The 1,558-nt window shown below is 51.4% G+C and carries 1 rRNA gene; it reads right to left on the bottom strand.

The window, feature by feature from the left end:
- Positions 1-1,558 (bottom strand): 23S ribosomal RNA (locus ACOZBP_RS17325); the annotation flags it as partial.

Below are 1,558 nucleotides of genomic sequence, written 5' to 3'. Positions count from 1 at the left end.
GCTTCACATATCACTATGCTTCCACATCCAACCTATCAACGTCGTAGTCTTCAACGGCTCTTTAGAGGACATAAAGTCCTAGGGAAATCTTATCTTGAGGTAGGCTTCCCGCTTAGATGCTTTCAGCGGTTATCCCTTCCGAACATAGCTACCCGGCGATGCGACTGGCGTCACAACCGGTACACCAGAGGTTCGTCCACTCTGGTCCTCTCGTACTAGGAGCAGATCCTCTCAAATTTCCAACGCCCACGGTAGATAGGGACCGAACTGTCTCACGACGTTCTAAACCCAGCTCGCGTACCTCTTTAAATGGCGAACAGCCATACCCTTGGGACCTGCTTCAGCCCCAGGATGAGATGAGCCGACATCGAGGTGCCAAACACCGCCGTCGATATGAACTCTTGGGCGGTATCAGCCTGTTATCCCCAGAGTACCTTTTATCCGTTGAGCGATGGCCCTTCCATACAGAACCACCGGATCACTAAGACCTACTTTCGTACCTGCTCGACTTGTGGGTCTCGCAGTTAAGCGCGCTTTTGCCTTTATACTCTACGCGTGATTTCCGACCACGCTGAGCGCACCTTCGTACTCCTCCGTTACTCTTTAGGAGGAGACCGCCCCAGTCAAACTACCCACCAGACATGGTCCTCGTCCCGGATAACGGGACAGAGTTAGAACCTCAATATTACCAGGGTGGTATTTCAAGATTGGCTCCACCGAAACTAGCGTCTCGGTTTCAAAGCCTCCCACCTATCCTACACAAGTAAGATCAAAGTTCAATGTCAAGCTGCAGTAAAGGTTCACGGGGTCTTTCCGTCTAGCCGCGGGTACACCGCATCTTCACGGCGAATTCGATTTCACTGAGTCTCTGCTGGAGACAGCGCCCCCATCATTATGCCATTCGTGCAGGTCGGAACTTACCCGACAAGGAATTTCGCTACCTTAGGACCGTTATAGTTACGGCCGCCGTTTACTGGGGCTTCGATCAAGAGCTTCGCTTACGCTAACCCCATCAATTAACCTTCCAGCACCGGGCAGGCATCACACCCTATACGTCCACTTTCGTGTTTGCAGAGTGCTATGTTTTTAATAAACAGTTGCAGGGGCCTGGTTTCTGTGGCTGCCAATAGCTCAAGGAGTAAATCCTATCACCGTCGGCAGCGTACCTTCTCCCGAAGTTACGGTACCATTTTGCCTAGTTCCTTCAGCAGAGTTCTCTCAAGCGCTTTGGTCTACTCGACCTGACCACCTGTGTCGGTTTCGGGTACGATTCCTGTGTAACTGAAGCTTAGAGACTTTTCCTGGAAGCATGGTATCAGCCACTTCACTGTACAAGTACAGCTTGCTATCAGTTCTCAGCATAGAGCACCCCGGATTTGCCTAAGATGCATGCCTACAACCTTCCACCTGGACAACCAACGCCAGGCTGACTTAACCTTCTCCGTCCTCTCATCGCATTACACAGAAGTATTGGAATATTAACCAATTTCCCATCGACTACGCCTCTCGGCCTCGCCTTAGGGGTCGACTCACCCAGCCCCGATTAACGTTGGACTGG

This window comes from Brevundimonas sp. NPDC058933, assembly GCF_049315965.1.
Classification (GTDB): Bacteria; Pseudomonadota; Alphaproteobacteria; order Caulobacterales; family Caulobacteraceae; genus Brevundimonas.
The sequence above is the reverse complement of the archived record's forward strand: the minus strand, read 5'-3'. Positions and strand labels throughout refer to the sequence as shown.